Raw genomic sequence first — 25,845 nt, 5'->3', positions numbered from 1 at the left:
ATCGTCCTTGTTGACAGTGACGTTGTTTTTATTGAGTTGCCATCCGTGACATACAGCGACGGGAAAACGGATCAGAGATCCTTTCCAAACGCCTGTTGCAATGCGACACCCGCGCCCATCAGGCCGGGATACTCGGCAGTGACCAGCCATACCGGCAGGCCTTTGAAATAATCGCTCATCACGCCTTTTTCAGCGAGTGCGCGCTTGAAGCCGCTGTTGCTGAAGAAGTCGACGAAGCGTGGCACCACGCCACCCACGATATATACCCCACCCAGGCCGCCCAGCGTGAGGACGTTATTGCCCACCACCCGGCCCAGAAACACACAGAACTGATCCAGAACCCCGGCCGCCACCGGATCACCCGACAGCGCAGCCGAAGTAATGGCAGCAGGCGACTTGAGTACCGGCTCGATATCGTCCAGCGCACAACTGACCTGATACAGCTGCAACAGGCCTGCGCCGCTCAGGACCGTCTCGGCACTGACATGCTCGTGCTCGGCCATCAGCCGCGTCCACAGCAAGGCTTCACGGGCCGTACCGATCGGCAGGTCCACATGGCCACCCTCGCCGGGCAAGGCCATCCAGCGGCCTTCGCCGGTGCTGATCAGAGTCCCGACGCCAAGCCCGGTTCCCGGCCCTACCACCACACGCGGACGATCCGGCTTGCCGATGCCGTGACAGATGGTCAGGTATTCATCATCACGCAGGCGGGTCATGCCCAGGGCCATGGCCGTGAAGTCGTTGATCAGCAACAGCTCATCGACCTTCAGGTTGGCGCAAAACTTCGAGCGGCTCAGTTGCCAGTTGCTGTTGGTGAAATAGAACTCATCGCCGTCCACCGGACCGGCCACGGCCAGACAGACGAAGCCGATATCACCACGTTGCAGATCGAGGTCCTGCAGATAGATCTCGATGGCTTGTTCCGGCCCGGCGTAATCGGCAGTAGGGAATACCCGGATCGAATGCAGCTTGTCGTCTTCCCAAATGGCAAAACGTGCATTGGTGCCGCCAATATCACCGACCAGAGCCAATTTCACTTGAGCGTCTCCAGGTTTGAAGTAAACGCGCTGGCACCCTGCTCCGCCGAGCTGAAGGCCATGCGCATGAAGCCGAACAGTTCACGGCCACAGCCGACACCATTGTCGAGCTGGCTGACTGCCGGTTGTCTGGCTCCCAATTCTGACGCTTCGACCAGAACTTGCAACGTGCCTTTTACGCCATCGACGCGAATCACGTCACCATCCCGCACAAGAGCCAAAGGGCCACCATCAAAGGCTTCCGGGCAGACATGGATCGCAGCCGGGATCTTGCCCGAGGCACCGGACATGCGACCGTCAGTCACCAGGGCAACCTTGAAACCGCGATCCTGAAGCACGCCCAGGAACGGCGTCATCTTGTGCAGCTCAGGCATGCCGTTGGAGCGCGGCCCCTGGAAGCGCATCACCGCCACGAAATCCCGCTCCAGCTCGCCGGCCTTGAAGGCGTCGGCCAGATCCTGCTGATCCTGGAAAACCCTGGCCGGAGCTTCGACGATCTGATGTTCGGGTGCCACGGCGGAGACTTTCATCACGCCGCGTCCCAGGTTGCCTTCCATGACCCGCAGACCGCCTTCAGGAGAAAACGGACGCGCCACCGGGCGCAGAATGCTTTCGTCCAGACTCTGCAGCGGACCTTCGCGCCAGACCAGCTTGCCATCTTCCAGGAAAGGCTCCCGGGTGTAACGGCTCAGGCCACGCCCTGCCACGGTGTTGACGTCTTCATGGAGCAGGCCGGCCGCCAGCAGTTCGCGGATCAGGAACGACATGCCGCCCGCCGCCTGGAAGTGGTTGATGTCAGCCTTGCCGTTGGGGTAGACGTGACTCAGGGTCGGCACGACTTCCGACAGGTCGGCCATGTCCTGCCAGGTCAACTGGATACCGGCAGCCTGGGCAATGGCCGGCATGTGGAGGGTGTGGTTGGTGGAACCACCCGTGGCGTGCAGGGCCACGATGGAGTTGACCAGCACCCGCTCATCGACGATTTCGCCAATGGGCATGAACTCGCCACTCTGTTTGGTCAGGCGGGTAACCTGCCGGGCGGCTTCGACGGTCAGCGCATCGCGCAGCGGAGTGCCCGGGTTGACGAACGACGCGCCCGGCAGGTGCAGACCCATGACCTCCATCAGCAACTGGTTGGTATTGGCCGTGCCGTAGAAGGTGCAGGTACCCGGGCCGTGGTAGGACTTCATCTCCGAGTCCAGCAATTGCTCGCGGGTCGCCTTGCCTTCGGCGTAGCGCTGGCGCACATCGGCCTTTTCCTTGTTGGAAATACCGGAAACCATCGGCCCGCCGGGTACGAAGATGGTCGGCAGATGGCCGAAACGCAGCGCCCCCATCATCAGGCCCGGCACGATCTTGTCGCAGATGCCCAGCATCAATGCCGCATCGAACATGTTGTGGGACAGCGCCACGGCTGTGGACATGGCGATCACTTCACGACTGGCGATGGCCAGTTCCATGCCCGGCTCGCCCTGGGTCACGCCATCGCACATGGCCGGCACGCCGCCCGCAAACTGACCGACCGAACCGATGTCACGCAACGCCTGTTTGATCTGGGCAGGAAAGACTTCGTACGGCTGATGCGCCGAGAGCATGTCGTTATATGAAGAAACAATTGCGACGTTGGCGGCGTTCATCATGCGCAGGTTCTGCTTGTCCTCGGTGCCGCACCCGGCCACACCATGGGCAAAGTTGGCGCACTGCAGCTTGCCGCGCATCGGGCCGTCGCTCGCTGCGCCGCGAATCAGTTGAAGGTAGCGCTGACGGGTTTCGCGACTGCGAGCGATGAGACGCTCGGTTACCTCAAGAATGCGGGGATGCATGTGATGAACTCCAGGCTAACGTCTATGGTCACCCGTAAAGACCATGCCAGCTATCGGGATGCTGCGCCAAGGCGCAAAAAACCTGATCTCGATCAACTGAAGCAGCCTTTCAGGCTTGTAGTTGTAGATAAAACAAAATATTGCCACTAAAAATGCTTGTTTTCTATTTTTATGAGAATAATCTTGTAATTCCAACAACAATTCTTGAAGGACGACTGTATGACTATTCGCATTGCAATCAACGGTTTTGGCCGGATCGGCCGTAACGTCCTACGCGCACTCTATACCCAAGGTTACCGGCAAGACCTGCAGGTCGTCGCTATCAACGATCTGGGCAATAGCGAGATGAACGCTCATCTGCTGCGTTTCGATACAGTTCACGGCCCGTTCTCCGGCACCGTCGAATGCGACAGCGAAAGCCTGACAGTCAATGGTGACCGTATCGCTGTCAGCGCCATCCGCAACCCTGCCGAGTTGCCATGGAAAGCCCAGAATATCGATGTCGTCTTTGAATGCACCGGTCTGTTCACCGACCGCGAAAAAGCCGCCGCGCACATCACCGCCGGGGCAAAGAAAGTGATTATTTCGGCTCCCGCCAAAGGCGCGGACGCCACCATCGTATACGGCGTCAACCACGATACCCTGCGTCAATCGCATCAGATTATCTCCAGCGCTTCGTGCACCACCAACTGCCTGGCACCGGTTGCTCAGGTGCTGCATCGCGAGCTGGGCATCGAAAGCGGCCTGATGACCACTATCCACGCCTACACCAATGACCAGAACCTGATCGATGTGTATCACACCGATCCGTATCGCGCCCGCTCGGCCACTCAATCGATGATCCCGAGCAAGACCGGCGCAGCCGAAGCCGTTGGTCTGGTGCTGCCGGAACTGGCGGGCAAGCTCACCGGCATGGCCGTGCGGGTACCGGTGATCAACGTTTCCCTGGTGGACCTGACCGTCAACATCAAACGCGAAACCACCGCCGACGAAGTCAACGCACTGCTCAAGGAAGCCAGCCAGCACTCCAGGATTCTGGGCTACAACACCCTGCCGCTGGTTTCTCACGACTTCAACCATAACCCGCTGTCGTCGATCTTCGACGCCAACCACACCAAGGTCAGCGGCAAGCTGCTCAAGGTACTGGCCTGGTACGACAATGAGTGGGCGTTCTCCAACCGTATGCTCGACAACTGCCTGGCGCTGCACAACGCGCAGTAACAGCCGAGTATCAAGAAAAATACAGAAAGCCGACTTGACCGAATATGTGGATGATAAGCATTATCATCCACTGATTTTCCCGGTCAGGTGTTTCTGTGTCGCAATCGCACTTCAATGACGTGTTTGTCGCTCAACGCGAGGTGCTGTTGCGAACCTTGCAAGGCATGGTGGGCAATCACAGTACCGCCGAAGACCTGCTGCAGGAAACCTGGCTGCGGGTCACCCGCGCCCTGACCGAACGCCCGATAGATCACCTGGAACCCTTCGTCTACCAGACCGCCCGCAATCTGGCGCTGGATCATTTGCGCTCGCGCCGCATTCATGGCCGCACCCTGGTCGAAGATGCTCCCGCCGAGCAGATCGAAAGTGTCATCGCGCAACTCAGCACGCCCGAAGATGCCACTCACGCCAAGCGCCTGCTTGAAAGCCTCAGTGCCACTGTGGGTAAACTCAGCCCGCGGCAACAGAAAATATTCACGTTGAGCCGCCTTAACGGATGCAGCTATCTGGAGATCGCCGAACAACTGGACATCTCTGCAAGCACCATACAAAAAGAACTGAAACTGATCATGGCGATCTGTGTGGGAGTCGTGGCAAGACTCGACCTGGCTTGACCGCGCCTGGACGCTGCCGCAGTCTGCGAGCCCGCACTGATGCAAACAGATCGAACCGAAGCAGCCGAGGAACACCTTGAAAACAGAACGCCCGCAGTCGCTTGCCCAGGATGTACTGAGTGACAGCGCAATGGATCAAGCCCTGACCTGGCTGATCGAACTGGAAGGCGCAGACCCTCGGCAGCAGGAGCGTTTCGAAGCCTGGCTGCAAGCCGACCCTGCCCATGCCAAAGCCTTCGAGAAGGCACAGGCCATCTGGAACTCGCAAACGGTGCAACACGCGGCGGCGACCTTACAGTCACCGCGCAAGCCTTCGGCGTGGCAGCGTATCCGGCCACACTGGAAGCCTGTGGCGATGGCCGCCGTTCTGCTGTTGGGATTGTTCAACTTCAGCAACCTGCCGCTGCGCATCCAGGCCGATCACCTGACCGTGGTGGGCGAACGCCAGCGCCTTGAACTGACCGATGGCTCGAAAGTATTGCTCAACACCGACTCGGCCTTTTCCAGCCACCTGGACGACGGCCAGCGTGTGGCACACCTTTATCGAGGAGAAGCCTATTTCAACGTGGCCCTCGACCCGAACGTGCCGATGGAAATCGAAGCAGGCCCGATCCGCATGAGCGCCAACAGCACCGAGTTTTCGGTGCGTTACCTCGATGGCGAGGCGCGGGTTCAGGTGCAGCGTGGCGCAGTTGACGTCAGTGCCATACGCGGCGACTCCAGAGTCAGTCTCGGTGCGGGCGACAGCGTGCGTGTAGGCCCATCGGGCTTTGGCCATCGGGAAAGACTCGATCCGGACAGAGACCTGGCCTGGATTCAGGGCCGCCTGATTTTCGATAACAGCCCGCTCGGTGAAGTGCTGGCAGAGCTGCGACGCTACTATCCCGGCTGGATCATCAACACCAATCCGGCACTGGATCGCATCACCGTGACCGGCAACTACAAGCTGGATAATCCCCTGAACGTGGTGCGTTCACTGGCGCACATCACCTCGGCCAACGTGCGTGAATTGCCCGCCGTCGTACTCATCAACTGATCGACAAAACTTTTTTTACGCACTCGCCTTCCCTCGTTCGTCTAGTCATAGCCGATGCAACTGATTCGTATTAACAATCAGCAGCACAACACTATAACCAGCAGTACGTCAGGGAGCGCCACAGATGTCATCCTCGTTCACTCACACGCGCAAGCGATTCGCACTTTCGCTGCTGACCGTGGCGGTTTTCAGCGCCGGCATGCAGGCGATGCCCGCCGTCGCCGCGACCGAAAACGCTCCACAGGCACGGGCTGCCGGTACTTACACCTTCTCGATTACCCGACAACCGCTGGTTTCTGCGCTCAATGAGTTCAGCCGTGTTACTGGCTGGCAGGTCGGCGTGTCATCGGACCTGGCGCAAAACGTCGTCTCCCCTGGCGCCAATGGCAACCTGCAGCCCGCTCAGGCACTGGAACGCCTGCTGTCGGGCAGCCAGTTGAGCTATCGCAATCTGGGTGACAACAACATCGTGCTGGAAAAGCGCGTCGCCGGAGTCATTGCTCTTGAGCAGACAACCGTCAGCGCCACGCGCCAGGAACAGGACATCGCTTCGGTGCCCACGACCGTCAGCGTGCACGAGCGCACCGAGCTGGACCGAGGCAACGTCAATGACATTCGCGACCTGGTACGCAACGAACCCGGTGTCTCGGTGGGCGGCGCAGGCCAGCGTGGCGGCACCACCGGCTACAACATTCGAGGCATCGACGGTAACCGGGTCCTGACCCAGATCGATGGCGTCGAAGTGCCGGACAGTTTCTTCACCGGCCCCTTCGCCCAGACCCGTCGCAATTACGTGGACCCGGAAATCGTCAAGCGCGTCGAAATCCTCCGCGGCCCGGCCTCGGCGCTTTACGGCAGCAGCGCCATCGGTGGTGTGGTCAGTTACTACACCCTGGACCCGGAAGACATCATCAAGCCCGGCAAAGATGTCGGCGCCCGCCTGAAAACCGGTTACAGCTCGGCCGATGAAAGCTGGCTGACCTCGGGCACCGTCGCCGGTCGCCTGGGTGATTTCGACGCGTTGCTGCACCTGAGCCAGCGCGAAGGCCATGAAACCGAATCCTACGGCAGCACCAGCGGCACCGGCCTGACCCGCACCGAGGCCAACCCGGAAGACCAGCGCGCAAAGAATGTGCTGGCCAAGCTTGGCTGGAACTACGCCGACGACTCGCGCCTGGCGCTGACCTACGAAAAGTACAAGGATGATCGCGACACCAATCAGCTCAGCGCCGTCGGCGGGCCGTTCGGCAATGGCGTCGGAGTTGGCATGTACCGCGGTCGCACCACCAACGACACCATCACCCGCGAACGCGTTGGCATCGAACACGACTTTGCCCTCGACAGCCTGCTGGCCGACAAGGTCAAGTGGAGCCTGAACTATCAGGATGCCAAGACAGAACAGAGCACCCGTGAGCGCTATTTCCCGTTCAGCCGCGACCTGCTGCGCTACCGCGACACGACCTACCAGGAAAAGCAGTGGATCTTCGATGCCCAGCTCGACAAGGCATTCGCGATTGGCAGCACCGATCATGTGCTGACCTACGGCACGACCCTCAAACAGCAGAAAGTCACCGGCCTGCGTACCGGTAGCGCAATCTGTGCACGGGTGCTCGGTGCCTGTACCGTGGCCGGAGCCATCAGCCCTGTGGCCAGCGATAACCCGGTGCCGACCAGCGACTTCCCGGACCCGACCATCACCAGCTATGCGCTGTTCGCTCAGGATCAGATCAGCTGGAACAAATGGACCTTCATGCCCGGCGTGCGCTACAGCTACACCCGCCTGAACCCGAAGATGACCGAGGAGTTCCTCAACTCCGAAGGGCTGGACGATCCCAGCGGTGGCAATAACAAGGACAGGACCTGGGACCGGGTATCGCCCAAACTCGGCGTGACCTACGCCCTGACCAACGAATACACCTGGTACGGCCAGTACGCCGAAGGTTTCCGGACCCCATCGGCCAAGGCGTTGTACGGCAGCTTTGAAAACACCACGGCCGGTTATGTGGTCGAGCCCAACCCGAACCTTGAGCCGGAAAAGAGCAAAAGCTATGAAACCGGGCTGCATGGCCGCTTCGAGTCCGGTTCGTTCGATGTCGCCGTGTTCTATAACAAGTACCGCGACTTCATCAACGAAGACGGTCTGGCTGCCGGTTACGATGAGCTCACCTTCCAGTCCTACAACATCAAGCACGCCACCATCAAAGGCGCCGAGGTCAAGGGTCGCCTGAACCTCGACAGCTTCGGCGCGCCGCAAGGCCTCTACACCCAGGGCTCGATTGCCTACGCTCAGGGCCGCAACAACGACACGGGCGAACCGCTCAACAGCGTCAACCCGCTGACCGGCGTTTTCGGCCTGGGCTACGAGCAGGACAACTACGGAGGCCTGCTGAACTGGACACTGGTCAAGCGCAAGACTCGCGTGGATGACAGCGAATTCCACGAGCCGGACGGCTCGGCCTCACAGTTCCGCACACCGGGCTTCGGCATTCTGGATCTGACCGGCTATTACAAGGTCACGAACGACGTCACCGTCAATGCCGGTCTCTACAACCTGACCGACAAGAAATACTGGCTCTGGGATGACGTACGCGGCTACGACGGCGTGGGTGAAGCAGGTGCTACCGCGCCGGCCAACCTGGATCGCCTGACCCAGCCGGGCCGTAACTTCAGCGTCAATCTGGTCTGGGACATCTGATTCCAGCCATCACCAGCCCTGCGGAAAACACGCCATCGAGCCCGATCGGCGGCGTGTTTTTTTACGCTTTGGGGGCTGGCCATTCGTCTATTCAACAACGCCCTTTCATTTTGCAAGGAAGAACCTGATGACAACCGAGCAGACTCGTCCTGCCCTGCGTTCCCAGCGTCTCAACCAGATTACCCATGCGCCCCACGAGCAGCTCGACAAGGCGGTCAAGGCCAATGCACCTTTCGAAACCCTGGAAAGCTACAAGCGTTTTGTCGTTGCCCAGTACCTTTTCCAGGCGGAACTGCAAAGCCTCTACAACGACCCGGCGCTGATCCAGATCGTCGCCGACCTGCCCGCCCGCTGCCGTGCCGAACAGGCCAGGGCCGACCTTGCGGACCTCAACACCGACATCCCTCAATCCGTCGCCGGTGCCGTGCAGAATCCGGCCAAGGCCGAAGCCCTGGGCTGGCTGTTCGTCTCCGAGGGCTCGAAACTGGGTGCGGCCTTCCTGATCAAGCGCGCCGCGGCCCTGAACCTCAGCGAAAGCTTTGGCGCACGGCATCTGGGTGAACCTGCCGGTGGCCGTGCCGAAGGCTGGAAAACCTTTATCCGGACTCTGGACGGCCTGACATTCAGTGCCGAAGAAGAAGCACAACTGGATCGAGGCGCCATTGCAGCGTTCGAGCGCTTCGCCGTGCTGTTGCAACACGCTTACGCCCATGCGTCACAGGTCGAACAGGTTCAGGCATGAAAAAGCGCCCGGTGCTGTTAAGCTGGCCGGGCTTTGTGAAACTGCCTGTAGTGACCATGACCTATAAACCGCCCGGCTCCAGACTTTCGCGCTTTCTGTTTGGCATCCTCGCTTACGTCAGCCTGGGGATAGGCATTGCCGCCATATTCATCCCCGGCCTGCCGACCACCGAGTTCATTCTGCTGGCCGCCTGGGCCGCGACCCGCAGTTCGCCGCGCCTGAATGCCTGGCTGGAAAACCATCGCGTGTTCGGTCCGCTCCTGCGCAACTGGCGCAATGGCCGACTGGTCACGCGCAGCGCCAAGATCAGCGCGACCATCAGCATGCTGGTGTGCGCCATCGTGATGCTGAGCCTGCTCAACCATGTCTGGTGGCTTTACCTGGCGATCGCGGGCATGGCAATGGGCAACCTGTGGCTCTGGTCCAGACCTGAGCCCGACCGTGACCTGAATCAGTAACGCAAATGTGCCGCAGGGCTATGCTGTCGGGTGCCTGTCAAGGGTGCTGAACCTCGGCCAACGGGCCGGGGTCTACCCCTACACTCACCTTCTGCGACGGAGCGACCGCCATGTTTGAACCAGGTCATCTGCACATCATCCATGCTGCCCTGCAAAACACGGGGTTCAGCTACGACATTCACATTCGTTACGAAGTACAGGAAGACCCGAAGGAAGGCACTTCCATGCACTTCACCATGCAGGGCGAGATCAACGGCAAGAGCTTCACTGAAGAGTTCCGGCTGCCGCGGGATCTGGCCTTCAACTTCGCCCACGACGCAAGCCGCATCGGTATCAAATACGGCCTGCCCAATCGCGCCGCGATGCCCATCGACCTGCACAAGGATTACGACAGGATGTTCAACGACATCCGCGAAAAGCTGCATGCCCGATCCGGGGAACCTGTAAAGCCCGAGCATCTGGAATAATCGTTTTTTGTGGGAGCGAATTCATTCGCGAAAAACCTCACCCCACAAGGCATACTTGCCACCCTCGCAACCCAGAACCATAACGTCCCATGCGTATCCATGTCTGCTTCATCGACCGCGTCGGTATCACCCAGGAAGTACTGGCCATCCTGGGTGGACGCAATCTGAATCTCGATGCCGTGGAGATGGTGCCTCCCAACGTTTACATCGATGCGCCGACCCTGAGCCATCAGATGCTCGAAGAGCTCAAGGATGCGTTGTTCCGGGTGCGTGGCGTCGAAGCGATCACCGTAGTCGATATCCTCCCCGGCCAACGCCGCCACCTGCAACTCGATGCCCTGCTCGCCGCCATGACCGACCCGGTGCTGGCGCTGGACAGTGCCGGGCACGTGTTGCTGGCCAACCCGGCGCTGATTGCCCTGATCGGCCGAGAACCCGAAGGCGAACCCATAGGCGAACTGTTCGCCGATCCGAGCCTGCAGGCCACGCTGCTGGAAAACGGTTTTCGCCTGCCCATGCGCGAAGTCACGCTCAATGGCGAAGCCCTGCTGCTGGATGCCACGCCCATCACCGAAGCCGGTGCCCTGCTGACGCTGTACCTGCCCAGCCGGATCGGCGAACGCTTGTCGGCCCTGCATCACGACCATGCCGAAGGCTTCGATGCGCTGCTGGGGGAATCGCCCGCGATCCGCATCCTCAAGGCCCGCGCCCAGCGAGTTGCCGCACTGGATGCGCCCCTGCTGATTCAGGGCGAAACCGGCACCGGCAAGGAACTGGTCGCCCGTGCCTGTCACGCCAGCAGCGCTCGCCATGGTGAGCCCTTTCTGGCGCTCAACTGTGCGGCGCTCCCGGAAAACCTGGCTGAAAGCGAACTGTTCGGCTATGCGCCCGGCGCGTTCACCGGCGCCCAGCGTGGCGGCAAACCAGGGCTGATGGAGCTGGCCAACCAGGGCACCGTGTTTCTGGATGAAATCGGCGAAATGTCGCCGTACCTGCAAGCCAAACTGCTGCGCTTTCTCAACGATGGCAGCTTCAGGCGAGTGGGCGGGGACCGGGAAGTCAGGGTCAACGTGCGCATCCTCAGCGCCACCCATCGTGATCTGGAAAAGATGGTCAGCGAAGGCACCTTCCGGGAAGACCTGTTCTATCGCCTGAATGTGCTGAACCTGGAAGTCCCGCCACTGCGCGAGCGCGGTCAGGACATTCTGCTGCTGGCCCGCTATTTCATGGAACAGGCCTGCACCCAGATCCAGCGACCGGTATGCCGCCTGGCAACCAGCACCTATCCGGCTCTGCTGGGCAACCGCTGGCCGGGCAATGTGCGTCAGTTGCAGAACGTGATATTCCGCGCCGCGGCCATCAGTGAAAGCACAGTGGTGGATATCGGCGATCTGGATATTGCAGGCACCGCTGTGGCTCGCCAGAACGATGGCGAAGTCGGCAGCCTTGAGCAGGCCGTCGAGGATTTCGAGCGCGAGCTATTGCAGAAGCTCTATGCCGATCACCCCTCGACCCGGCAACTGGCGGCACGGCTGAACACCTCACATACCGCCATTGCGCACCGGTTGCGCAAGTATGGGATTGGTAAGTAGTGGCTGCTCACTTTGTGGGAGGCAGCTTGCTGGCGACTTCATCAGACGCAGAATATCTGTCGGCTTTCAGGCCTTTTTCGCCAGCAAGCTGCCTCCCACAAGGTTTGTTGATACCTTGGCTGATCAGCATGACCACATAGCGAATTCATTCGCGAACAACCGTAACAAAATCATTCCACCGTAACGAATCCATTCCAAACCTCTCCAATCCCCCAACCAGCAAGGCTTTGATCCCATAAGGATTTTGCAGCCCTCCATCACTGTATCGATTTCGCTACAGCCCTGAAAACAACCCCCACCCAAAAACAATATAAACCATTGATTTAAAAGACAAATTCCATATTGGCCGCAAATTTGCAGAACAGCTTCTCATAGCACCAGCGCACGCCGCTGGCTTTTACCCTTGAGGAGTTGTTATGAGCGAGTTGCGATTCACCGTTGAACACGAATGGCTGCGGGCCGAAGCCGATGGCAGTGTCACGGTAGGCATCACGCCTTATGCACAGGAATCCCTCGGTGACGTGGTTTACGTGCAACTTCCGGAATTACAGACCTACACTCAACACGCCGAAGTCTCGGTCGTGGAATCGGTGAAAGCTGCCAGCAGCATCAATATGCCGCTGGATGGCGAGGTGGTCGCCGTCAACGCCGAACTCGACAGCACCCCAGAACTGGTCAACGAAGATGCGCTGGGCGCAGGCTGGTTCTTTCGCTTCATTCCGCAAGACGCCAATGCCATTAACGGCCTGCTGGATCAGGACGCCTACGACCGACTGATCAAAGCCAACGCCGAAGCCTGAGGAGCGAGCCATGACTGACCTGAATACCGCCAACGAATTCATTGCCCGCCACATCGGCCCTCGCGCCAGCGACGAGCAGGCCATGCTGCAAACCCTGGGCTTCGACTCCATCGAAGCACTGAGCGAAAGCGTGATCCCGCAGAGCATCAAGGGCACCAGCGTTCTGAACCTGCCCGCCGGCCAGAGCGAAGCCGATGCCCTGGCATCGATCAAGGCCATCGCCAGCAAGAACCAGTTGTTCAAGACCTACATCGGCCAGGGTTACTACAACACTCACACCCCGGCTCCGATCCTGCGCAACCTGCTGGAAAACCCGGCCTGGTACACCGCTTACACGCCGTATCAGCCAGAGATTTCCCAGGGCCGCCTGGAATCGCTGCTTAACTTCCAGACCCTGATCAGCGACCTCACCGGCCTGCCGATTGCCAACGCCTCGCTGCTGGACGAAGCCACCGCCGCCGCAGAAGCCATGACCTTCTGCAAGCGCCTGAGCAAGAACAAAGGCAGCCAGCACTTCTTCGCTTCGGCCCACTGCCATCCACAAACCCTGGACGTGCTGCGCACCCGCGCCGAGCCATTGGGCATTACCGTCGTGGTGGCCGATGAAGCAGAACTGGGCGATGTCAGCGACTACTTCGGTGCGCTGCTGCAATACCCGGCCAGCAATGGCGATGTGTTCGACTACCGCGAACTGATCGAGCGTTTCCACAGCGCCAATGCGCTGGTGGCAGTGGCTGCCGACCTGCTGGCCCTGACCCTGCTGACGCCACCGGGCGAATTCGGCGCAGACGTGGCCATCGGCAGCGCCCAGCGTTTCGGCGTGCCGCTGGGCTTCGGTGGTCCGCATGCGGCGTACTTCTCTACTCGTGATGCCTTCAAACGCGACATGCCAGGCCGTCTGGTCGGCGTATCGGTGGATCGCCACGGCAAACAGGCGCTGCGCCTGGCCATGCAGACCCGCGAGCAACATATCCGTCGCGAGAAAGCCACCAGCAACATCTGCACCGCGCAAGTGCTGCTGGCCAACATCGCCAGCATGTATGCCGTCTACCACGGGCCTGCCGGCCTGACGCAAATCGCCAACCGCGTGCATCGCATGACCGCGATCTTCGCTGAAGGCCTGAGCCAGCTGGGTCTGAAAGTCGAGCAGGAATTCTTCTTCGACAGCCTGACCATCAACACCGGCACCAAAACCGCCTCGCTGCACGCCAAGGCACGCGCGCACCATATCAACCTGCGTGAAATCAACGCCGAATACCTGGGCCTGTCCTTCGACGAAACCACCTCGCAGTCGGCCGTCGAAACCCTGTGGACGATCTTCGCCGCAGACGGTCAGACGCTGCCGGACTTCGCAACCCTGGCTTCCACTGCAAAGTCGTATCTGCCCAAAGCCCTGGTGCGTCAATCGGCGATCCTCAGCCATCCGGTCTTCAATCGCTATCACTCCGAAACCGAGCTGATGCGTTACCTGCGCAAGCTGGCCGACAAGGACCTGGCGCTGGACCGCACCATGATTCCGCTGGGCTCCTGCACCATGAAGCTCAATGCCGCCAGCGAAATGATCCCGGTCACCTGGGCCGAATTCGGCAACCTGCACCCGTTCGCGCCAGCCGAGCAAAGCGCCGGTTACCAGCAACTGACCAGCGAACTGGAAACGATGCTCTGCGCCGCCACCGGTTACGACGCCATTTCCCTGCAACCCAACGCGGGCTCTCAGGGTGAATACGCCGGTCTGCTGGCGATCCGTGCCTACCACCAGAGCCGTGGCGATGAAGCCCGCGACATCTGCCTGATTCCGTCGTCCGCCCATGGCACCAACCCGGCCACCGCCCACATGGCCGGCATGCGCGTGGTGGTGACCGCCTGCGATGCTCGCGGCAACGTCGATATCGAAGACCTGCGCGCCAAGGCCGTCGAGCATCGCGACCAACTCGCGGCCCTGATGATCACCTACCCGTCGACCCATGGCGTGTTCGAGGAAGGCATCCGCGAAATCTGCGGCATCATCCATGACAACGGCGGCCAGGTTTACATCGACGGCGCCAACATGAATGCCATGGTCGGCCTCTGCGCACCGGGCAAGTTCGGCGGCGACGTTTCGCACCTGAACCTGCACAAGACCTTCTGCATCCCCCACGGCGGTGGTGGCCCGGGCGTCGGCCCGATCGGCGTGAAGTCGCATCTGGCACCGTTCCTGCCCGGCCACGGCCAGATGGAGCGCAAGGAAGGCGCAGTCTGCGCAGCACCGTTCGGCAGCGCGAGCATTCTGCCCATCACCTGGATGTACATTCGCATGATGGGCGGCGAAGGCCTCAAGCGCGCTTCGCAACTGGCGATCCTCAACGCCAACTACATCTCCCGTCGCCTGGAAGACCATTACCCGGTGCTCTACACCGGCAGCAACGGTCTGGTGGCCCACGAATGCATCCTGGACCTGCGCCCGCTCAAGGAAACCAGCGGCATCAGCGTCGATGACGTTGCCAAGCGCCTGATCGACTTCGGCTTCCACGCACCGACCATGTCGTTCCCGGTGGCCGGCACCCTGATGATCGAGCCGACCGAGAGCGAATCCAAGGAAGAGCTGGACCGTTTCTGCGAGGCCATGATCAAGATCCGCGAGGAAATCCACGCGGTAGAAAACGGCACGCTGGACAAGGATGACAACCCCCTGAAAAACGCTCCGCACACCGCTGCGGAAATCGCCGGTCAGTGGAGCCATCCATACAGCCGCGAACAGGCCGTGTACCCGGTCGAGTCGCTGATCGAAGGCAAATACTGGCCACCTGTGGGTCGTGTCGACAACGTGTTCGGCGACCGCAATCTGGTCTGCGCCTGCCCGTCCATCGAAAGCTACCAAGAGGCGTGATCGCCCAGCCTTCGCGAAGAGCGTTCCTGTTCTTCGCGAAGGCCTCCTCTCACAACGGAATCCATCATGCCGACAGAACAATTGCTGACCACACCGCTACACGCCCTGCACCGCGAACTCGGCGCAAAAATGGTGCCCTTCGCCGGTTACGACATGCCTGTGCAATACCCGGCCGGCGTCATGAAAGAACACCTGCATACCCGTGAAAAAGCCGGTCTGTTCGATGTCTCGCACATGGGCCAGATTCTTCTGACCGGTGCAGGCGCCGCGCAGGCACTGGAAACCCTGGTCCCGGTGGACATCATCGACCTGCCGGTCGGCATGCAGCGCTATGCGATGTTCACCAACGAAAACGGCGGCATCCTCGACGACCTGATGGTTGCCAACCTGGGCAACGATCAACTGATGCTGGTGGTCAATGCCGCCTGCAAGAACGAAGACCTGGCGCACCTGCGCAAGCATCTGGCTTCACACTGCACCATAGAACCCCTGTTTGAAGAACGCGCCCTGCTCGCCCTGCAAGGTCCGCAAGCGGCTACCGTGCTCGCACGCCTGGCCCCGCAAGTGGCGAGCATGACGTTCATGCAGTTCACCCGTGTCACGCTGCTGGGCAGCGAGTGCTATGTCAGCCGCTCGGGCTACACCGGCGAAGACGGCTATGAAATTTCGGTTCCGGCCGCACAGGCCCAAGCCCTGGCGCGTCGCCTGCTGGACGAGCCGGAAGTGGCTCCAATCGGCCTGGGCGCTCGTGACTCGCTGCGACTGGAAGCCGGTCTGTGCCTGTACGGCCACGACATGAATGTCGAGACATCCCCCGTCGAAGCCAGCCTGCTGTGGGCCGTTTCCAAGGCACGGCGCGCCGAAGGTATTCGTGCCGGCGGATTCCCCGGTGCCGAAAAAATATTCGTCCAGCAGCAAGCCGGTGTAGAAAAAAAACGTGTCGGCCTGTTACCGCAGGAACGTACGCCGGTGCGTGAAGGCACCGAAATCGTCGATGCAGAAGGCCAGACAATCGGCAGCGTTTGCAGCGGCGGTTTTGGTCCGACACTGGGCGGTCCCTTGGCGATGGGCTATCTGGACAGCCACTTCACTGCGCTGGATACGCCAGTCTGGGCAGTGGTACGCGGCAAGAAAGTCCCGATGCGGGTAAGTAAAATGCCTTTTGTTGCGCAACGTTACTTCCGCGGCTGATAACCGCGTCAAAAAAACAGCGATTATTCACGGCACAATTGCCCTGTTGCATGACTCTTTCACAGAGCCGCGCAACAGGGTTTCTGTCGTCGAAAAAATGCCCCGACAAAGTGCACAAACGGTCCATAAACGGGCAGTTTTACACCCTGACTGAAAGATCCCTGCAGCGCTCTGACAAGCATGAAAACAAGGGGCAAACCGGGGCTTGTTTTTGTAACGAGAGTTGGCGTAGAGTTTCCTGACTGTGTTTGCATAGGTCGCTGAATCTGGACCTGGGCAGTAGCTCAAAGCGTTGCTACATCCCGTTCTACGTTTCTTACTTCTTGCAACCAGCCCCAGTACTCTTTCGTGTGAAAGAGGCTGTCACCAATTCAAGCGTCAAGGAAATAAGAAAATGTCCCAACGTCAGAGCGGCACCGTCAAGTGGTTCAACGACGAAAAAGGTTTTGGTTTTATCACTCCAGAAAGCGGTCCGGATCTGTTCGTACATTTCCGCGCAATTCAAGGTAACGGCTTCAAGAGCCTGAAAGAAGGCCAGAAAGTGACCTTCATTGCCGTGCAGGGCCAAAAAGGCATGCAGGCTGATGAAGTACAGGCCGAAGGTTAATAACCAAAGCCGAAAAGCCCCTGATTTTATTGATCTCAGGGGCTTTTTTATGGACGCGATTTCGTAAGATGCGGTCTTGACCGTAATCGAGAGCTTCGCGATGTCCAAACACCTGCTTCGACCGCAAGGCGATTTCGCCCCCGCTGGCCTTGCTCGACGTCTGGCAGCCATCTGTTACGACGCCTTCCTCTGCTTCGCCCTGCAACTGGTTACCGCCTTCGTCTACAAGCTGGTGCTGATGGCTTTCATAGGCGAAGCCCGACTGCGTGTCCTGTCCGAATCCGGCTCGCTGGATGGCGACCCCCTGCTCTCCTCCATTCTCCTGCTGGTCACCTTTGGTTTCTTCGCCAAGTTCTGGACCCATGGCGGTCAGACGCTGGGCATGCAGGTATGGGGCATTCGCGTCCAGAACGCCGACGGCACCGCCATCAGCCTGATGCAGGCGCTGCTGCGCTTTATCGTGTCCATTGCGTCCTGGCTGTGCCTGGGGCTGGGCTTTGTCTGGAGCCTGTTCGACAAGCAGCAACGCACATGGCATGACATGTACTCCGGCACCCTGCTGGTCAAGGTCCCCAAACAGAAATAGCGCCCATGAAAAAGCCGACTCGAAGTCGGCTTTTTCAACTCACTGGATGATCATCCAGCGCGGCGAAGCAACAGCACACCCGCCAGGGCACAGGCGGCTGCCGGCACCAGCACCGCGAACAGCGGCGAGAAGCCGAATACCAGACTCGACGGGCCCAGCAGGTCCTGGATGATGCGGAAGGTAAAGCCGACCAGCACACCCGTGAAGACACGTTGCCCCAGGGTCACGGAACGCAGCGGGCCGAAGATGAACGAGATTGCCATCAGCACCAGCGCCACCGTCACCAGCGGCTGCAGGACCTTGGTCCAGAACGCCAGCCAGTAACGACCATTGCTCAGGCCCTGATCCGCCAGATAGTGGGCATAGCTCCACAGACCGGAAATCGACAGCGACTCGGGCGGCATGATGACCGTGCTCAGCAGTTGCGGGCTGAGGGAGACTTCCCAGCGCTCCACCGGGGTCTTGATGACCTCGGTGCTGCCATCACGGAAATACGTGGTGCTGACATCTTTCAGCTCCCAGTAATCGGTCATGTAGTTGGCCTGTCTGGCGAAGCTCGACGTCAGCATGTGGTGCTGCTCATCGAAGCGATAGCGCGTCACGCCATACATCAGCCCGTTGGGCTGAACCGTGTTGATGTGGATGAACTCATCGCCCTGACGGTGCCACAAGCCATGCTTGGCACTCTGGGAGTCGCCGCTGCCCTGAGCCAGCGAGCGGGCGGCCTGAGCCTGGTTTTCAGCGTAAGGCGCAACGTACTCACCCACCAGCACACCGGCAGCCATCAGGAACAGCATGGGCTTCATGACCGCCCAGACGATGCGTGCAATGGACACACCGGCGGCCCGCATGATGGTCAGTTCGCTGCTGCTGGCCAGGGTGCCCAGACCAATCAGGCAACCGATCAGGGCGGCCATCGGCAGCATGTCGTAGACCCGCCGCGGGGCGGTCATGAGGACGAAGCTGCCAGCATCCATCAGGGTGTAGCTGTCACTGATGTCGCCCATCTCGTCGATGAAGGCGAACAGCGACGCCAGACCCAGAATGATCCCCAGCACCGCCATGATCGCCAGGAATACGCTTTTACCAATGTATCGATCGAGCTTAACCACGAGCCACCTCCGCTACGCTACGGCGACTCGCCATTTTCAGCCGCAATGGCTCCCAGTAAATCAACGCCATGCCTATCAACAGGAAAATCCCGTGGACCCACCACATGCCAAGGCCGATCGGCAGCTTGCCTTTCTCCAGGGCGCCGCGCACGGCAATCAGGATGGTCAGGTAGGACATGTAAAGCAGAATCGCCGGCAGCAGCTTCAGATAGCGGCCTTGACGCGGGTTGACCCGTGCCAGCGGCACGGCCATCAGGGTCACGATGAAGACCAGAATCGGCAGCGAGATACGCCATTGCAACTCGGCCCGATAGCGTGGCGTGTCGTTGCCGATCAGCTCGCTGGTGGGAATGGCTTCACGGTCGGTGACGTCCTCGCTGATTTCAGGCTTGGGCAGCATCGCACCATAGGTGTCGTACTTGATCGCACGATAATCGGCCTGACCTGGATTACCGTCGTAGCGGTAGCCGTTTTCCAGGATCAGGAAACGGCTGCCGTCAGCACGCACTTCCTGGTGACCCTTGTCGGCCACCAGCACGGTGATGCTCGGCTCTTTGGTCTTGTCGGTGGAGATGCGTCGCTCGGAAATGAACACGCCACTCAGGTTGGTACGGTCCTCGGACAGCTCCTGGGTGTAGGTAATCCGTGAACCGTCGCGCAACGCCTGAAAACGTCCAGGCACCAGGGTGTCGAACTCGGTCATCGCATCCTGCTTGTTGATCAGCAGCGAGAACTGGGTTGCACCTTGCGGCGCAAGGCTGAAGCTCAGCCAGGCAACCAGCAGCGCCACGACGGCGGCCGGTGCCATGGTGATAGCAAGCAGACGCTGCTGGCTCATGCCGGTAGCGGCGAGCACGGTCATTTCGCTTTCCAGGTACAGACGGCCATACGCCAGCAGAATGCCGAGGAACAGCCCCAACGGCAGGATCAACTGCAGGAAGCCCGGCAGACGGAAGCCCATGATCAGGAACAATACGCCCGGATCGAGCGCACCCGAAGCAGCCTGGGCCAGATACTTGATGAAGCGCCCGCTCATGATGATCACCAGCAATACAGCGCTTACCGCGCTCAAGGTGACAAGCACTTCTCGGGACAGATAACGGAAGACAATCAAACCAGACACTCCAGAGTTGTCAGGCTCAGGCAGCCGAACAAGGAAAAATGAGCCACGGCAACCAGACATTCACACCCGGCAAAGGTGCGAGCCGCCAAAAAATATGCGGCATTATCCTGTGATTGAGTGTTCCTGTCACTGCGCGGTCCTGATAGTTCTCACAACAACTTCCTACACGGACCGTAAGAGCGGTTGTTCGGGGTTGTCAGCGGCTGCAAAGCAGGGTCAAACTGCAAGGCTTGACGCTGGCGTCGGCTGCACAAGGCCTCGACTTGCCGCTCACATCATTCATTTTGCGAAAGCTCGCAGTCTATTCGGGGACCCGACATGGAATTGGTTGTTAAAAGCGTAAGCCCAGAAACCTTGAAGACCGCCACCCTGGTGGTTGCAGTGGGCGAAAATCGCGTTCTGGGCACCGCGGCTCAAAGCGTGGACACGCTCAGCGGCGGCGCCATTGCCGCCGTTCTCAAGCGCGGCGACCTGGCTGGCAAGGTTGGCCAGAGCCTGCTGCTGCACAGCCTGCCCAACCTCAAGGCCGAGCGCGTCCTGCTGGTGGGTATCGGCAAGGAAACCGAACTGTCGGATCGTCAATTCAAGAAAGTCATCGCCAGCGTGCTTTCGACCCTCAAGGGTCTGGGTGGCAGCGATGCAGCCATCGCACTGGATCAGGTGGCCGTGAAAAATCGCGACACTTATGGCAAGGCCCGCCTGCTGGTGGAAACCCTGGCTGACGGCGAATACGTGTTCGACCGCTTCAAGAGCCAGAAAGCCGAACCTCGCGCCCTGAAGAAAATCACCCTGCTGACCGCCAAGGCCAGCGTTGCCGATGTAGAGCGCGCAGCCACCCACGCCCAAGCCATCGCCAAGGGCATGGCCTTTACCCGCGACCTGGGTAACCTGCCGCCAAACATCTGCCACCCGACCTACCTGGGCGAAGAAGCCAAGGCTTTGGGCAAGGCCCACAAGAATCTCAAGGTCGAAGTCCACGACGAGAAGAAACTGGCCGAGCTGGGCATGGGCTCGTTCCTGGCCGTGGCTCAGGGCAGCGCCCAGCCACCGCGCCTGATCGTCATGAACTACCAGGGCGGCAAGAAAAACGAAAAACCTTTCGTGCTGGTCGGCAAGGGCATCACGTTCGACACCGGCGGCATCAGCATCAAGCCGGCTGCGGGCATGGACGAAATGAAGTTCGACATGTGCGGTGCAGCCAGTGTGTTCGGCACCCTGCGCTCCGTGCTTGAACTGCAACTGCCGATCAACCTGGTCTGCATCCTGGCCTGCGCCGAGAACATGCCAAGCGGCACCGCGACCCGCCCAGGCGACATCGTCAAGACCATGAGCGGCCAGACCGTCGAAATCCTCAACACCGACGCCGAAGGCCGTCTGGTGCTGTGCGATGCCCTGACCTACGCCGAGCGCTTCAAGCCGCAGGCAGTCATCGACATCGCTACCCTGACCGGCGCCTGCGTGGTTGCACTGGGCGGCCACACGTCCGGCCTGCTGGGCAACAACGACGTGCTGATCAATCAACTGCTGGACGCTGGCAAAGTGGCCGACGACCGCGCCTGGCAACTGCCGTTGTTCGACGAGTATCAGGAGCAACTGGACAGCCCGTTCGCGGACATCGCCAACATCGGCGGCCCGAAAGGCGGCACCATCACCGCAGCCTGCTTCCTGTCGCGCTTCACCAAGGCGTATGACTGGGCGCACCTGGACATCGCCGGTACGGCATGGCTGAGCGGCGGCAAGGAAAAAGGTGCAACCGGTCGTCCGGTTCCGCTGCTGACCCAATATCTGCTCGACCGCGCTGGCGCATAAGATGCCTGGCGGCGTATCGGCCTTGCCGGTCGATACGCCGCCTGCTCTGGAACAGACATGACTCAAGTCGACTTTTACATTCTCCCCAGCGCCGATCCTGCGGCACGCCTGGATTTCGCCTGCAAGCTGACGGAAAAAGCCTGGCGTCTGGGCCACAAGGTCTATCTGCATTGCAGCGACAGCGCCCAGCGCGAGGATCTGGACGCACGGCTGTGGCGCTTCAAGGGCGAAGTCTTCCTGCCCCATGGCGAAGCCGAAAGCGATCACGAGGCTCCGGTTGTACTGGGCCTTGGGGACGATCCGGGGCAACATCAGGACCTGCTGGTCAATCTTGACCTCCGTATCCCGGCCTTCTTCAAGCGTTTCGCCCGGGTGGCGGAAGTCGTCGTGGAAGAACCGGCAATACGTCTGGCGGCACGAGAGAGTTTCCGCTCGTACCGCGAACAGGGTTATCCTCCGCAAGATCACCGACTACAGCGTCTTTGAGTACACGATGGATACTTCAAAAAAAGCTGAACCTGCGCTTCTGCTGGACGACCTCGAATCGATCCGCCAACTGCTCGGCGATGACAACCTGCAACCGCCCCTGCTGACGGACACGATCCACCGCGAAGTCCAGATCCCCTTGCTGTTCGACGTCGTCGGCAACAAGCCCGACAGAATGCAGGAAGCGGATTACGACAATCCGGACATTCCGACGCTCCTGCCTGACATCCCCGTGCAAGCAGCAGCTCCTCAGCCCGCTCCCGAACCGGAACTGAAACCGGAACCGCAATCCAGCCCGAACCCCGATGCCCTGCTGCATCTGGACAGAGAACTGCGGGCCGCGGCGCAACTGATCATGCAAGACGTGATCGACGACTTTGCACCGCACATCGAGACGGAGATAAAGCGCCGGCTTGAGGCTAGGGTGGAGAGGCTTGTGGCCTCAGCTGCAAGCGGAAAGCTTTAAGCTGCAAGAAAAAGCTCGGGGCTTTGCGCTTGTAGCTTGTAGCTTGTAGCTTTCAACTTGCAGCTTGTAGCCTGCAACTCCCCCCCGGTCTATACTTGTCGGCTTTTCTGAATCAATGCCACAGGGTCCCGCCGCGCATGGACAAGACTTACCAGCCGCACGCCATCGAAACTTCCTGGTACCAGACCTGGGAGTCCGAAAACTATTTCGCTCCCCAGGGCGCGGGTGACTCCTACACCATCATGATTCCGCCGCCGAACGTGACCGGCAGCCTGCACATGGGTCATGGCTTCAATAACGCGATCATGGACGCCCTGATCCGTTTCCGTCGCATGCAGGGCCGCAATACCCTGTGGCAGCCGGGCACCGACCATGCGGGTATCGCCACCCAAATGCTGGTAGAGCGCCGCATCGAAGCTCAGGGCCAGAGTCGTCACGACCTGGGCCGCGAGAAGTTTCTGGAAAAGATCTGGGAATGGAAGGATGAGTCCGGTGGCAACATCAGCCGTCAGATCCGTCGCCTGGGTTCGTCCGTGGACTGGAGCCGCGAGCGCTTCACCATGGACGACGGCATGTCCGCCGCCGTACAGGAAGCCTTCGTTCGTCTGCATGAAGACGGCCTGATCTACCGTGGCAAGCGTCTGGTCAACTGGGACACCAAGCTGCACACCGCGATTTCCGATCTCGAAGTGGAAAACCACGACGAGAAAGGTCACCTGTGGAACCTGCGCTACCCGCTGGCCGACGGCGCGAAAACCGCTGAAGGCCTGGATTACCTGATCGTTGCCACCACGCGCCCTGAAACAATGCTCGGTGACGCGGCCGTTGCGGTGAACCCTGAAGACGAGCGTTACAAGGCGCTGATCGGCAAGTTCGTCGAGCTGCCACTGGTTGGCCGTCGCATCCCGATCATTGCAGACGATTACTGCGACCCTGAATTCGGCACCGGCTGCGTGAAAATCACCCCGGCCCACGATTTCAACGACTACGAAGTCGGCAAGCGCCACAACCTGCCGCTGCTGAACATCTTCGACAAGAACGCTTCCGTCCTGCCTGCCGCACAGGTGTTCAACCTCGACGGTACGCTCAACGAGTCCATCGACGGCCGCCTGCCTGCCGAATACGCCGGCCTGGACCGTTTCGAAGCCCGCAAGCAGATCGTTGCCGCATTCGATGCCGCCGGCCTGCTGGTGAGCGTTGATGACCACGCCCTGAAAGTCCCGAAAGGCGACCGTTCCGGCACCATCATCGAGCCGTGGCTGACCGACCAGTGGTACGTTTCCACCAAGCCATTGGCCGAACCTGCCATCGCTGCCGTGGAAGACGGCCGCATCGCCTTCGTGCCCAAGCAATACGAGAACATGTACTTCTCCTGGATGCGCGACATTCAGGACTGGTGCATCAGCCGTCAGCTCTGGTGGGGCCACCGCATTCCGGCCTGGTACGACGAGTCCGGCAAGGTCTACGTCGGTCGCGACGAAGCCGAAGTCCGCGCCAAGAACAACTTGGGGCCGGACGTTGCGCTGCAACAGGACAACGACGTCCTGGACACCTGGTTCAGCTCGGGCCTGTGGACCTTCTCCACTCTCGGCTGGCCGGAAAAGACCAAGGCGCTGGAAACCTTCCATTCCACCGACGTGCTGGTCACCGGCTTCGACATCATTTTCTTCTGGGTCGCCCGGATGATCATGCTCACCATGCATCTGGTGAAGAACGAAGACGGCACGCCGCAAGTACCGTTCAAGACCGTCTACGTGCATGGTCTGGTGCGCGATGGCCAGGGCCAGAAGATGTCCAAGTCCAAGGGCAACGTCCTGGACCCGCTGGATATCGTCGACGGCATCGACCTGGAAACCCTGGTGCAGAAACGCACCAGCGGTCTGATGCAGCCACAACTGGCCAAGAAGATCGAAAAGCAGACCCGTCAGGAATTCGCCGACGGCATCGCCAGCTACGGCACCGACGCCCTGCGCTTCACCTTCTGCTCGCTGGCGTCCACCGGTCGCGACATCAAGTTCGACATGGGCCGCGTGGAAGGCTATCGCAACTTCTGCAACAAGATCTGGAACGCAGCGCGCTATGTGCTGGACAAGGGCGAAGACTGCGGCCAGAACGGCGAAGAAGTCGAACTGTCCCTGGCTGACCGCTGGATCATCTCGCAGCTGCAACGCACCGAAGCCGAAGTGACCCGCCAGCTGGATCAGTTCCGTTTCGACCTCGCTGCGCAAGCGCTGTACGAGTTCATCTGGAACCAGTACTGCGACTGGTATCTGGAACTCTCCAAGCCTGTGCTCTGGGACGAAAACGCTCCGATCGAACGTCAGCGCGGCACTCGTCGCACACTGGTTCGCGTGCTGGAAGTCGCGTTGCGTCTGGCGCATCCGTTCATGCCGTTCATCACCGAAGAAATCTGGCAGCGCCTGGCGCCGCTGGCCGGCATCAACGGCAAGACCATCATGCTGCAGGCCTGGCCGGTGGCCAATGAAAGCCGCATCGACCCGGCTGCCGAAGGTGACATCGAATGGCTCAAGGGCCTGATGCTGGCCGTGCGTAACATCCGTGGCGAAATGAACATCGGCCCGGGCAAGCCGCTGCAACTGTTCCTCAAGAACGTCAACGCCGAAGACCAGCGTCGCCTGAGCGAAAACGACTACCTGCTCAAGAAACTGGCCAAGCTCGAATCCATCACCGTACTGGCTGAAGGTGCAGAAGCGCCGCTGTCCGCGACCGGTCTGGTGGGCGAGATGGAAGTGCTGGTGCCAATGGCCGGCCTGATCGACAAGGGCGCCGAGCTGGCGCGTCTGGACAAGGAAATCCAGCGTCTGCAAGGCGAAGTCCAGCGCGTGGGCGGCAAGCTGTCCAACGCAGCGTTCGTTGACAAGGCACCGCCTGAAGTCATCGCCAAGGAACGCGCCAAGCTGACCGAAGCCGAACAGGCCCTGAGCAAGCTGGCCGAGCAACACGCACGTATCGCCAGTTTGTAGCCCTGTGTGCTGGTAGGAGCGCGAGAGGTCATTGAGGCCTCTCGCGAATACCGATCAGTCAAGGTCATCAATCACTTTGTGGGAGGCAGCTTGCTGGCGACTGTAGCCTACAGACGCAGAATATCTGCCG

At 60.1% G+C, this 25,845-nt stretch carries 21 protein-coding genes; 17 read left to right on the top strand and 4 right to left on the bottom strand.

What is annotated here, in order from left to right:
• Positions 1–71: 71 nt before the first annotated feature.
• Together KQP88_RS05070 and edd are read right to left on the bottom strand one after the other, a co-directional pair.
• Positions 72–1,037 carry a glucokinase gene (locus KQP88_RS05070; protein WP_198728553.1) on the bottom strand — a complete coding sequence of 322 codons (966 nt, stop codon included), beginning with the start codon at positions 1,035–1,037 and terminating at the stop codon, positions 72–74.
• Positions 1,034–2,860, bottom strand: a complete 1,827-nt coding sequence (gene edd / locus KQP88_RS05065) for a phosphogluconate dehydratase (protein WP_216705003.1) — start codon at positions 2,858–2,860, stop codon at positions 1,034–1,036. Before edd ends, KQP88_RS05070 begins: the two co-directional genes overlap by 4 nt.
• A gap of 219 nt (positions 2,861–3,079) precedes the next feature.
• Between edd and gap the strand changes: the two genes are divergently transcribed.
• From gap to KQP88_RS05000, 13 genes are all read left to right on the top strand, one after another.
• Complete coding sequence (gene gap / locus KQP88_RS05060; protein ID WP_200995150.1) at positions 3,080–4,081, top strand: type I glyceraldehyde-3-phosphate dehydrogenase; 1,002 nt, start codon at positions 3,080–3,082, stop codon at positions 4,079–4,081.
• A 95-nt stretch (positions 4,082–4,176) separates the two neighbouring features.
• Positions 4,177–4,695, top strand: coding sequence for an RNA polymerase sigma factor (locus KQP88_RS05055; RefSeq protein ID WP_216705002.1), 519 nt, complete (start codon positions 4,177–4,179; stop codon positions 4,693–4,695).
• 130 nt (positions 4,696–4,825) lie between these two features.
• Positions 4,826–5,731: a FecR family protein gene (locus tag KQP88_RS05050; RefSeq protein WP_216705894.1), complete on the top strand. Its 906-nt coding sequence runs from the start codon at positions 4,826–4,828 to the stop codon at positions 5,729–5,731.
• 124 nt (positions 5,732–5,855) lie between these two features.
• Positions 5,856–8,426 carry a TonB-dependent receptor gene (locus KQP88_RS05045; protein WP_216705001.1) on the top strand — a complete coding sequence of 857 codons (2,571 nt, stop codon included), beginning with the start codon at positions 5,856–5,858 and terminating at the stop codon, positions 8,424–8,426.
• A gap of 127 nt (positions 8,427–8,553) precedes the next feature.
• The gene (locus tag KQP88_RS05040) at positions 8,554–9,168 is read left to right on the top strand and encodes a biliverdin-producing heme oxygenase (protein WP_216705000.1); all 615 of its coding nucleotides are present in this window, start codon (positions 8,554–8,556) and stop codon (positions 9,166–9,168) included.
• Positions 9,165–9,626 (top strand): YbaN family protein, encoded by a 462-nt coding sequence (locus tag KQP88_RS05035; protein ID WP_200995154.1) that lies wholly within the window; start codon positions 9,165–9,167, stop codon positions 9,624–9,626. The genes KQP88_RS05040 and KQP88_RS05035 overlap by 4 nt, the downstream gene beginning before the upstream one ends.
• Positions 9,627–9,736: 110 nt before the next feature.
• A complete protein-coding gene (locus KQP88_RS05030; protein WP_216704999.1) occupies positions 9,737–10,093 on the top strand; it encodes a DUF5064 family protein in 357 nt (118 codons plus the stop codon).
• 89 nt (positions 10,094–10,182) lie between these two features.
• A complete protein-coding gene (locus KQP88_RS05025; RefSeq protein WP_216704998.1) occupies positions 10,183–11,685 on the top strand; it encodes a sigma-54-dependent transcriptional regulator in 1,503 nt (500 codons plus the stop codon).
• 416 nt (positions 11,686–12,101) lie between these two features.
• On the top strand, positions 12,102–12,485 hold the full coding sequence (gene gcvH / locus KQP88_RS05020; protein WP_025258753.1) for a glycine cleavage system protein GcvH: 384 nt from the start codon (positions 12,102–12,104) through the stop codon (positions 12,483–12,485).
• Positions 12,486–12,495: 10 nt separating this feature from the next.
• The gene (gene gcvP, locus KQP88_RS05015; protein WP_216704997.1) at positions 12,496–15,351 is read left to right on the top strand and encodes an aminomethyl-transferring glycine dehydrogenase; all 2,856 of its coding nucleotides are present in this window, start codon (positions 12,496–12,498) and stop codon (positions 15,349–15,351) included.
• Between the two features lie 66 nt (positions 15,352–15,417).
• A complete protein-coding gene (gcvT, locus tag KQP88_RS05010; protein WP_216704996.1) occupies positions 15,418–16,542 on the top strand; it encodes a glycine cleavage system aminomethyltransferase GcvT in 1,125 nt (374 codons plus the stop codon).
• A gap of 394 nt (positions 16,543–16,936) precedes the next feature.
• Positions 16,937–17,149: a cold-shock protein gene (locus KQP88_RS05005; RefSeq protein ID WP_007931076.1), complete on the top strand. Its 213-nt coding sequence runs from the start codon at positions 16,937–16,939 to the stop codon at positions 17,147–17,149.
• Between the two features lie 100 nt (positions 17,150–17,249).
• Complete coding sequence (locus tag KQP88_RS05000) at positions 17,250–17,735, top strand: RDD family protein (RefSeq protein WP_200995159.1); 486 nt, start codon at positions 17,250–17,252, stop codon at positions 17,733–17,735.
• A gap of 50 nt (positions 17,736–17,785) precedes the next feature.
• On the opposite strand, the gene lptG is transcribed toward KQP88_RS05000, so the two are convergent.
• Both lptG and lptF read right to left on the bottom strand, forming a co-directional pair.
• Positions 17,786–18,847 carry an LPS export ABC transporter permease LptG gene (gene lptG, locus KQP88_RS04995; protein ID WP_025258749.1) on the bottom strand — a complete coding sequence of 354 codons (1,062 nt, stop codon included), beginning with the start codon at positions 18,845–18,847 and terminating at the stop codon, positions 17,786–17,788.
• Positions 18,840–19,961, bottom strand: coding sequence for an LPS export ABC transporter permease LptF (gene lptF / locus KQP88_RS04990; RefSeq protein WP_200995160.1), 1,122 nt, complete (start codon positions 19,959–19,961; stop codon positions 18,840–18,842). The genes lptG and lptF overlap by 8 nt, the downstream gene beginning before the upstream one ends.
• A 327-nt stretch (positions 19,962–20,288) precedes the next feature.
• Here lptF and KQP88_RS04985 point away from each other — a divergent pair, with 327 nt between their 5' ends.
• The 4 genes from KQP88_RS04985 to KQP88_RS04970 all read left to right on the top strand — a co-directional run bounded on the left by KQP88_RS04985 (position 20,289) and on the right by KQP88_RS04970 (position 25,715).
• On the top strand, positions 20,289–21,779 hold the full coding sequence (locus KQP88_RS04985; protein WP_216704995.1) for a leucyl aminopeptidase: 1,491 nt from the start codon (positions 20,289–20,291) through the stop codon (positions 21,777–21,779).
• 57 nt (positions 21,780–21,836) lie between these two features.
• The gene (locus KQP88_RS04980; protein WP_216704994.1) at positions 21,837–22,265 is read left to right on the top strand and encodes a DNA polymerase III subunit chi; all 429 of its coding nucleotides are present in this window, start codon (positions 21,837–21,839) and stop codon (positions 22,263–22,265) included.
• 7 nt (positions 22,266–22,272) lie between these two features.
• Positions 22,273–22,731, top strand: a complete 459-nt coding sequence (locus KQP88_RS04975; RefSeq protein ID WP_216704993.1) for a DNA polymerase III subunit chi — start codon at positions 22,273–22,275, stop codon at positions 22,729–22,731.
• 137 nt (positions 22,732–22,868) lie between these two features.
• A complete protein-coding gene (locus KQP88_RS04970) occupies positions 22,869–25,715 on the top strand; it encodes a valine--tRNA ligase (RefSeq protein ID WP_216704992.1) in 2,847 nt (948 codons plus the stop codon).
• The last annotated feature ends 130 nt before the right edge of the window (positions 25,716–25,845 follow it).

It is taken from the genome of Pseudomonas lijiangensis (assembly GCF_018968705.1).
Taxonomy (GTDB): Bacteria; Pseudomonadota; Gammaproteobacteria; order Pseudomonadales; family Pseudomonadaceae; genus Aquipseudomonas; species Aquipseudomonas lijiangensis.
Note: the sequence above shows the minus strand (reverse complement) of the source record. Positions and strands in the feature narration are given on the sequence as shown.

Bases quoted from the DNA above. Each gene is read 5' to 3' on its own strand.
- edd (WP_216705003.1), bottom strand. From the start codon at position 2,860: ATGCATCCCCGCATTCTTGAGGTAACCGAGCGTCTCATCGCTCGCAGT.
- gap (WP_200995150.1), top strand. From the start codon at position 3,080: ATGACTATTCGCATTGCAATCAACGGTTTTGGCCGGATCGGCCGTAAC.
- KQP88_RS05050 (WP_216705894.1), top strand. From the start codon at position 4,826: ATGGATCAAGCCCTGACCTGGCTGATCGAACTGGAAGGCGCAGACCCT.
- KQP88_RS05045 (WP_216705001.1), top strand. From the start codon at position 5,856: ATGTCATCCTCGTTCACTCACACGCGCAAGCGATTCGCACTTTCGCTG.
- KQP88_RS05040 (WP_216705000.1), top strand. From the start codon at position 8,554: ATGACAACCGAGCAGACTCGTCCTGCCCTGCGTTCCCAGCGTCTCAAC.
- KQP88_RS05035 (WP_200995154.1), top strand. From the start codon at position 9,165: ATGAAAAAGCGCCCGGTGCTGTTAAGCTGGCCGGGCTTTGTGAAACTG.
- KQP88_RS05030 (WP_216704999.1), top strand. From the start codon at position 9,737: ATGTTTGAACCAGGTCATCTGCACATCATCCATGCTGCCCTGCAAAAC.
- KQP88_RS05025 (WP_216704998.1), top strand. From the start codon at position 10,183: ATGCGTATCCATGTCTGCTTCATCGACCGCGTCGGTATCACCCAGGAA.
- gcvH (WP_025258753.1), top strand. From the start codon at position 12,102: ATGAGCGAGTTGCGATTCACCGTTGAACACGAATGGCTGCGGGCCGAA.
- gcvP (WP_216704997.1), top strand. From the start codon at position 12,496: ATGACTGACCTGAATACCGCCAACGAATTCATTGCCCGCCACATCGGC.
- gcvT (WP_216704996.1), top strand. From the start codon at position 15,418: ATGCCGACAGAACAATTGCTGACCACACCGCTACACGCCCTGCACCGC.
- KQP88_RS05005 (WP_007931076.1), top strand. From the start codon at position 16,937: ATGTCCCAACGTCAGAGCGGCACCGTCAAGTGGTTCAACGACGAAAAA.
- KQP88_RS05000 (WP_200995159.1), top strand. From the start codon at position 17,250: ATGTCCAAACACCTGCTTCGACCGCAAGGCGATTTCGCCCCCGCTGGC.
- KQP88_RS04985 (WP_216704995.1), top strand. From the start codon at position 20,289: ATGGAATTGGTTGTTAAAAGCGTAAGCCCAGAAACCTTGAAGACCGCC.
- KQP88_RS04980 (WP_216704994.1), top strand. From the start codon at position 21,837: ATGACTCAAGTCGACTTTTACATTCTCCCCAGCGCCGATCCTGCGGCA.
- KQP88_RS04975 (WP_216704993.1), top strand. From the start codon at position 22,273: ATGGATACTTCAAAAAAAGCTGAACCTGCGCTTCTGCTGGACGACCTC.
- KQP88_RS04970 (WP_216704992.1), top strand. From the start codon at position 22,869: ATGGACAAGACTTACCAGCCGCACGCCATCGAAACTTCCTGGTACCAG.